This window comes from Nostoc sp. (assembly GCF_036916975.1).
Classification (GTDB): domain Bacteria; phylum Cyanobacteriota; class Cyanobacteriia; order Cyanobacteriales; family Nostocaceae; genus Nostoc.
Genome location: NZ_JBALFF010000072.1, coordinates 1 through 8,324 on the forward strand (window position 1 = coordinate 1; position 8,324 = coordinate 8,324).

The 8,324-nt window shown below is 43.6% G+C and carries 4 protein-coding genes; 2 read left to right on the top strand and 2 right to left on the bottom strand.

Annotated elements, in window-relative coordinates; translation table 11 throughout:
* Positions 1–260 precede the first annotated feature (260 nt).
* Both V7K73_RS18005 and V7K73_RS18010 read right to left on the bottom strand, forming a co-directional pair.
* A complete protein-coding gene (locus V7K73_RS18005) occupies positions 261–1,781 on the bottom strand; it encodes a site-2 protease family protein (protein WP_334881938.1) in 1,521 nt (506 codons plus the stop codon).
* A gap of 1 nt (position 1,782) precedes the next feature.
* Positions 1,783–1,956 (bottom strand): hypothetical protein, encoded by a 174-nt coding sequence (locus V7K73_RS18010; RefSeq protein WP_334881939.1) that lies wholly within the window; start codon positions 1,954–1,956, stop codon positions 1,783–1,785.
* Positions 1,957–2,055: 99 nt separating this feature from the next.
* On the opposite strand from V7K73_RS18010, the gene V7K73_RS18015 reads away from it, so the two are divergent.
* Together V7K73_RS18015 and V7K73_RS18020 are read left to right on the top strand one after the other, a co-directional pair.
* On the top strand, positions 2,056–2,787 hold the full coding sequence (locus V7K73_RS18015; RefSeq protein ID WP_334881940.1) for an MBL fold metallo-hydrolase: 732 nt from the start codon (positions 2,056–2,058) through the stop codon (positions 2,785–2,787).
* A gap of 261 nt (positions 2,788–3,048) precedes the next feature.
* Complete coding sequence (locus V7K73_RS18020) at positions 3,049–8,292, top strand: AAA family ATPase (protein ID WP_334881941.1); 5,244 nt, start codon at positions 3,049–3,051, stop codon at positions 8,290–8,292.
* The last annotated feature ends 32 nt before the right edge of the window (positions 8,293–8,324 follow it).

An 8,324-nucleotide genomic window follows, 5' to 3' on the forward strand; every position in this document is an offset into this window, starting at 1 on the left:
TAGTAAGGAGAGGGATGTTTGTCAGGACTATTTGAGGTTTTAAAGACTTTTAGATAATCAGATAACTTGTGTGTACATCGTAGCCGCAAGCGAGGCAGGAATATTAGCTACTGGTAACTGAGTTGTGGACGAAAAGACATTTTTAAAGAGAATTATTGTTGGTTGAATATTGTTTATAATCTCAATTACAAAATAACAAGCTGTGGTTAATTCCATCGCTGGTAAAAATTTAGATATATTTTTCTTTGCGTTGGAACTCTTTAAATTTGCAAAAAGTTAGCGATCGCCTGCGGTAGTGGCAAAATAATTACAATCAACAATGCCATTGCCAGTAATCCCCAAATGTCACGTTGGTTATCTAATTCAGTTACATCATTCAGTGCAGGTTCATCAATCAATGGCATAAATAATAAGATAATCGCCCACACCAAAAATTCTTCTCGAACGAAAGCCAGTAATAGCAACAACAAGCGAGCAATTTGACCAATTACGATCGCAGTTCGTTGTCCAAACATCGCATGAACAATGTGACCTCCATCTAGCTGTCCCACAGGCATTAAATTTAAGGCTGTGACAATTAGTCCCAAAAAACCAGCTACTGCAACTGGATGCAAATCAAGGGCTGATTTTGCTGTTAACTGACTACCCAAGGCTAACTTCGAGAGTACCGCTAGTAAAATGGAATACTTGGGATTAAGGGCATCAGGATTTAAAAGTTGGGTTTTTTCAGTGATGGAAACCACGTCAGAATGAGCCAAGCCCCATATTAGTAATGGCACAGTCACCACAAAGCCTGCAATTGGCCCAGCGATACTAATGTCAAATAAAGCTTTGCGGTTGGGAATGGGACTACGCATCTGAATAAATGCACCAAAAGTTCCCAAGAAGAAGGGTATGGGAATAAAGTAAGGCAACGTCGAGCGAATCTTGTAGAATTTAGCTGTCAAATAATGCCCAAGTTCGTGAATGCCCAAAATAGTCATTAACCCTAAAGCATAAGGCAATCCCTTGAATAGAACATCTGGGTTAGATAGAACTTTGAACAAAGAACCAATTTGCCATAGAGGCGGTAGAGTAACACCAGCAATTTCTATTCCCACCAAGGTAGTAGTTACTAAAGTTGCTGCTAGCAGTAGAAGTGCTAATCCTGGACGAGTTAAGCGTTCTTGTTCGCGTCGTGATGTATTTGTCTGTTTAGCAGCTTGAGTATTGGGAACCAGCACAAAGAAAGGTTTGCTATCCATACCTTCTTGAAAGATCAGCAGGAAGCGATCGCCAAATTGTGCTTCAATATTAGTTTTAATCTGCTGGTAGGCGTTGCTAGCTTTAGTTCGCAACTGGCCACGGCAAATCACGGCTTGTGGTCGATACTCAATATTTTGAACGTAGTATACAGACCAAGGAAAACAATTTCGTAGTTGAGTTTCTTCAGTTGGCTCAATGGGACGCACTATTGGTTCTGCGATCGGCTGGATAGTTGGCTGTGATTGTAAGGCTTGGGGTTGAGGTTGGGCTTGTGTATCTCTTGGGACTCGACGCCCCCATTGAAACAATGTCCAGTACAACACTGTGGAGACAAATATCGACCAAAGAATCAGCGCTGGCGGTGGAGCTTGTTTTGGCCCATACATCAACGTCCATCCACTCAACAGTAATGCTGGTGCCATTAAAACCAGCCACAACAACCATACTGGCGTCCGGGTGATCTGAGCGACGCTGTGCTGCACCATTAGATAAGTAGCTAGCCCCAGTAGGAGGATAAACAAAAACCAAAATGCCATGTTATCGTTCAGTAATTTTGACAAAACGCGCCGCCAGTAGCTTCAGCACCATAGCATTAACTATAAGGCAGACCTCAAATCCCAATTTTTTCACAACGGTTAACAGGGGACTGGGTATTGGGTATTGGGGAAGAAATTCTTTTAAGATTTGGTTGGCGTACCAATCTCTACTCAAATCTTCCCTAGTCCCTAGTCCCCAATCGCCAGTTCAATCTTTAGAATTTCCACACTGTAACCAGATTGTCTACAACTCCTCAGATTCGGTTCTTTGATTATGTGTCCTTTACCTCAAGTGCCAAGTCATATAACTAAGCCACCACGGGCTGTCTTTCCTAACGAAGTTCCTAGCGCAGGTTCTCTGCAATCGGACTTCGCACAAGAGAGCATTTTTGCTTTTCCACCCAATCGGGACACATTAGGGGGAACCTCTTATCTTATTGTAAGAAATGAAGGCAATATCCTCATAGACTGCCCAGCCCTAGACCAAACAAATCAAGATTTTTTGCGATCGCACGGAGGTGTGCGTTGGTTATTTCTCACCCATCGAGGCGCGATTGGCAAGACTGCTGAATTTCAGCAAATCTTTAGCTGCGAGGTACTGATTCAAGAGCAAGAAGCTTATTTGTTACCAGGCTTAACCTTAACTACCTTTAGCCACCAATTTACTCTTGATGTAGCAGCCCAAGTGATTTGGACACCAGGCCATTCTCCCGGCTCATCTTGCTTATACTACAGTGAACTTGGAGGTATATTGTTTTCTGGTCGCCATTTACTCCCTAACCAGCAGGGTGAAACAGTACCATTACGGACAGCCAAAACCTTTCACTGGCCTAGGCAAATTCAAAGCCTTCGATTCTTGTTAGAAAAATTTACACCAGAAACTCTCCGCTACATTTGTCCCGGTGCTAATACAGGCTTTCTCAGAGGCAAGCGATTTATAGATCGGGCTTATGAACACCTTGCTTTTCTTGATTTAGCAGCTTTGCTGCGGATACAGCCTTTTTGAGGCATTGGGCAGGGGGCAGGGGAGAATAATAACTCCAAACTCCAAACTCCTAACTCCAAACTCCAAACTCCAAACTCCAAACTCCAAACTCCCAACTCCAAACTCCTAACTCCTAACTCCTAACTCCTAACTCCTAACTCCTAACTCCTAACTCCTAACTCCTAACTAATGAATCCCCAATGCAAGTTTTGTAAAGTTTGTTAAGCAAGATATTGTCTTGGGAATTCTAACTTTAGTACACAGGAATTCCCGTAAAAATTTATGAGCGCAAAAGCTGATGGAACTTTAAGGATCGCTGGATACCAAATCATAGAGCAACTTTATTCAGGTTCTCGGACTCAAGTGTATCGGGCAGTCCGAGAAGGCGATACCTTCGGTGGGCTTCGCCAACGCCTACCAGTTGTCATCAAGCTCTTAAAACGAGAATACCCAACTTTTAGCGAATTAGTACAGTTTCGCAACCAATATGCGATCGCTAAAAACTTAGATATTCCTGGCATTATCAAAACCTACAGCTTAGAAGCCTATCACAATGGCTACGCCCTGGTAATGGAGGACTTTGGTGGCATTTCCTTACGGGAATTTACCCAAGGAAAAACACTGGCATTAGAGCAATTCTTACCCATTGTTCTACAACTGTTAGACACATTACACCAGTTGCATCAACAGCGTGTCATTCACAAAGATATTAAGCCAGCCAATATCCTGATTCACCCTGACACCAAACAAATTAAGCTGATTGATTTCAGTATTGCCTCACTGCTACCACGAGAAACCCAGGAGATCCAAAATCCCAACGGGCTGGAGGGAACGCTAGCTTATCTGTCGCCAGAGCAAACCGGACGGATGAACAGGGGTATTGACTACCGCAGCGATTTTTATTCATTAGGTGTGACTTTCTTTGAACTACTGAGCGGAAAATTGCCCTTTGAGTCTCAGGAACCGATGGAGTTGGTGCATTGCCACATTGCAAAACTTCCACCCAACGCCAGCGATTTCAACCCCGATTTACCCTTGATGCTGGGTGAAATTATCCGCAAACTGATGGCGAAGAACGCCGAAGATCGCTATCAGAGTGTGCTGGGACTTAAACATGACCTCGTTACTTGCTTAGAACAATGGCAAGAAACCGGCAAACATACCTGGTTTGATTTGGGACAGCGAGATATTAGCGATCGCTTTCTCATCAGAGAAAAACTCTACGGACGCGAATCGGAAGTACAGACGTTACTGGAAGCATTTGGCCATGTTGCCAACGGTGACTCCCAACTGATGCTGGTGGCAGGTTTTTCTGGTATTGGCAAAACCGCAGTAGTCAATGAAGTGCATAAACCGATTGTCCGGTGGAATGGCTACTTCATCAAGGGCAAATATGACCAATTTAACCGCAATATTCCTCTGTCTGCTTTTGTGCAAGCCTTTCGTGATTTGATGGGACAGTTGCTTAGTGAAAGCGATACCCAACTAAAGCAATGGCAGAGTAAAATTTTAGCAGCAGTTGGCGAGAACGGGCAAGTCCTGATCGAAGTAATTCCTGAACTGGAGCAGCTGATTGGCAAACAGCCTGAGTTTGCTGAATTATCGGGTAGTGCGGCACAGAACCGATTTAATCTGCTGTTCCAAAAATTTATTCAAGTTTTTACCACACCAGAGCATCCGTTGGTGATGTTTCTTGATGATTTGCAGTGGGCAGATTCGGCATCGCTCAATTTGCTGAAGCTGTTGATGTCGCAGAGCGATGGCGGTTATCTATTCGTTATTGGTGCATACCGCGATAACGAGGTATTTGCAGCTCATCCACTGATGTTGACGTTAGATGAAATTAAAAAGGAATCTTCTTGCGTCAATACTCTGACTCTATTTCCCTTGAGTCAAGCAGATGTAAACCATTTAATTGCCGATTCCCTCAGTTGTGCAACAGTCCAAGCATTGCCGTTGACAGAATTAGTTTATCAAAAAGCTAAAGGTAATCCCTTTTTCACGACTCAGTTTTTGAAAGCGCTATATGAAGATGGGCTGATTAGCTTTGACCCCCCTCAGTTCCACGCCAGATGCTTCAAGTCGGCAGAGCCGCCCAACGCACTAGCTCCCCTTGCTAAGGGGGGAAGTCAAGGGGGGTGGCAATGTGATGTAACGCAAGTGCGATTAATCGCTCTCACCGATGATGTGGTGGAATTTATGGCAGAACAGCTTCAAAAATTGCCACGTAACACTCAAGATATTTTGAAACTAGCAGCTTGTATTGGCAATCAGTTTGATTTGGCGACGCTAGCGATCGTTTCTGAAAAGTCGCAGACGGAAACTGCTTCAGACTTGTGGAAAGCATTGCAAGAAGGATTTGTGATTCCAATCAACGAGGTTTACAAGTTTTATCAAGATTCCTCATTGGTGATCGATCATTTGCAAATGACAAATGATAAAGGACAAATGACAGGTTACAAATTCTTGCACGATCGCGTCCAGCAAGCAGCCTACTCTCTGATTCCCAACCAGCAAAAACAGGTCACTCACCTGAAAATTGGACAACTTTTGCTCAACCATACACCAGCCGCAGAACAGGACGAAAAACTATTTGAGATTGTTAATCAACTGAATATCGGAAATAGCTTAATTGTCGATCAATCTCAGAAAACAGAACTCGCTCAACTCAATTTACAAACTGCACAAAAAGCAAGAGATGCAACAGCATACACTGCCGCATTTGAATATGCCACTACAGGTATTGCAATGCTTGCACAGGAACGATGGCAAACACAATATGAACTAACCCTGACACTTTACGAAGCTGCCACCGAAGCAGCTTATTTAAGTGGCAACTTTGAGCAGATGGCACAATTTCCAGCAGTCATTTTAGAAAATGCTAGAACCTTATTGGATACGGTTAAAGTTTATGAAATCCAAATTCAAGCCGCTCAAGCCCAACATCAATTTTTACAGGGCGTGGATCTGGCTCTCCAGATTTTAGAGCGGTTAGGAATCCATTTTCCCAAGCAACCAAGTGAATCAGATATTGCATCGGCTTTTGAGGCAACAAAATCCATCTTAGCTGGCAGGCAACCGTCAGATTTAACCCTGCTACCTCAGATGACAGATTCAGATAAATTAGCCGCTATGCGGATTCTTGTAGGTGTCTCTCCATCTGCCTTTAATGCCGCTCCAGCACTCTTACCATTTCTTACCCTTGAGCAAGTAAATTTATCGCTTCAGTATGGTAATACCTCATACTCTACAATTGCTTATGCCTTTTATGGACTGCTGCTTTGTGGCGCGGTTGGAGATATTGAATCTGGCTATCAATTTGGACAGCTGGCACTCAAATTACTCGAACAATTTAATGCCAAAAATTTGAAAGCCAGAACCTATGTCGGAGTATGCTGTTGTGTATTGCATTGGAAGGAGCCGCTCAGGAATACCTTAGCGCTTTTCCGGGAAGGCTATCAAATTGGACTGGAAACGGGAGATTTAGAATCAGCTACCATTTGTGCAGTCGTTTACGTCATGCACTCTTTGTTTGTCGGTAAAGAACTGGGGGAGTTAAGTCGAGAAAGCGATGCTTTCCGCTTTCAACTGACTCAACTAAAACAAGAAGGACTTGTCACCCAGCTGACGATTTTTCAGCAAGGGATTTTGAATTTAATCGGCGATGGTGCTCAAGCATGGCAACTGCTTGGTAAAGCTTTTAATCAAGAGCAAATGCTGCCCGTCTTCCAGCACTCAGGCGATCAAACTGCGCTGTGCTATTTCTATGTGAGTAAACTTTTTCTCGGTTATCTGTTTGGGAAGTTTGAACTTGCAGTGGAAGCTGCGATCGCAACTGAAAATTATCTAGGCAGTGCGATAGGATTATTTGTGGTTCCAATCTTCCACACCTATGATTCTCTGGCTCATCTAGGAATCTATTCCCAAGTTTCCGAAACAGAACAACAACACATTCTTGGGCGGGTGAGCAAAAATCAGGAAAAGATCAAAACTTGGGCTAGCTATATTCGGGCCAATCATTTACACAAGTTTTATTTGGTTGAAGCAGAACGGTATCGCGTTCTAGGAGAGAAATCAGAGGCGATAGATTTATACGATCGCGCCATCACCGAAGCTAAAGAAAACGGTTATATCCAAGAAGCAGCTCTGGCCAATGAACTAGCCGCCAAATTTTACCTCGATTGGGGCAAACAGCGCCTAGCTGGAGAATACATGATTGAAGCCTACTATGGCTATGCTCGTTGGGGCGCTAAAGCCAAAGTTGCTGACTTGGAACGACGCTATCCCCAACTTCTCGCCTCCATCCTTGAGCAAACCCGTTCTCCTTTCTCAACTAACGAAACTATCTTCACATTGGGGAGTGTCACTTCCACCAGTTCCGCCACTTCAAGTAGTAGCAGCATCTCTGTTGCTTTAAATTTAGCTGCCATTCTCAAAGCTTATCAAACTATCTCAGGGGAAATCGAACTCGAAAAACTGCTAAAAGCATTACTGCATATCGTCATTCAAAATGCCGGAGCCGATAAGTGTGTGTTCATGCTTTTGGAGTCAGATCGTTTGCTAATTCAGGCGTTCGCACAGCTTTCCCTGAGCGGTGTACAGAACCAAGTCGATTTTTACCCAATGTTGCTCAACCCACAGTGTGTTGAAGACTCATCTGATGTGCCAGTTGGCTTAATTAATACCGTCAAACGCAGCTTACAACCAGCGGTGATTATTGATGCCACAGTGCATCCGCAGTTAATTAATGATCCCTATATTCAACGACAGCAGCCCAAAAGTATCTTGTGTTGCCCAATTTTGCATCAGGGTAAGTTGCTGGGCATTTTGTATCTGGAAAACAATTTAACAACCAAAGCCTTTACGAGCGATCGCGTCGAACTACTAAACTTACTTTGCGCTCAAGCTGCAATTTCTCTGGAAAATGCGCGACTCTATCGAAATTCTCAAAACTCTGCTCAACAGTTAACACAATCTCTAGCAAAATTGCAGGCTAGTGAAACTCGCTTCCATAATTTGGCGAATAATATTCCTGGTATGGTGTACCAATTCCGTCTGGGGACCGACGGTTCAACTTCAACACCCTATGTTAGCTCTGGCTGTTTCGACTTATATGAGCTTGAGCCAGAGTTAGTGATGGCGGGGACGCATAGCCTTTACACCATGAATCATCCTGACGATGAACCAGCTATTGCCCAAGCGATGGCCTACTCTGCCCAAAATCTCACACCTTTTGAGGAAGAATGGCGCATTATCCTGCCTTCAGGAACCATGAAATGGATTCAATCTGTTGCTCGGCCAGAGCAACAAGCCGATGGCTCAATCATCTGGGATGGAGTGGTAATTGATATTAGCAATGGCAAACAGGCCGAAGCTTCTCTAGCCAAAGAACGAGAGTTCTTGAATGCCATCATTGACAATATTACAGATGGGATTGTTGTTTGCGATGCTACTGGTAAATTGCTTGAGGGGATACAAAATCCCCTGAAATGCCTACAGGTTAAAGAATGTGGCAATTTATGGTAAAACAAAAAGAGCCTCAATTCGCAATAAACTTG

Bases quoted from the DNA above. Each gene is read 5' to 3' on its own strand.
- V7K73_RS18020 (WP_334881941.1), top strand. From the start codon at position 3,049: ATGAGCGCAAAAGCTGATGGAACTTTAAGGATCGCTGGATACCAAATC.
- V7K73_RS18015 (WP_334881940.1), top strand. From the start codon at position 2,056: ATGTGTCCTTTACCTCAAGTGCCAAGTCATATAACTAAGCCACCACGG.
- V7K73_RS18005 (WP_334881938.1), bottom strand. From the start codon at position 1,781: ATGGCATTTTGGTTTTTGTTTATCCTCCTACTGGGGCTAGCTACTTAT.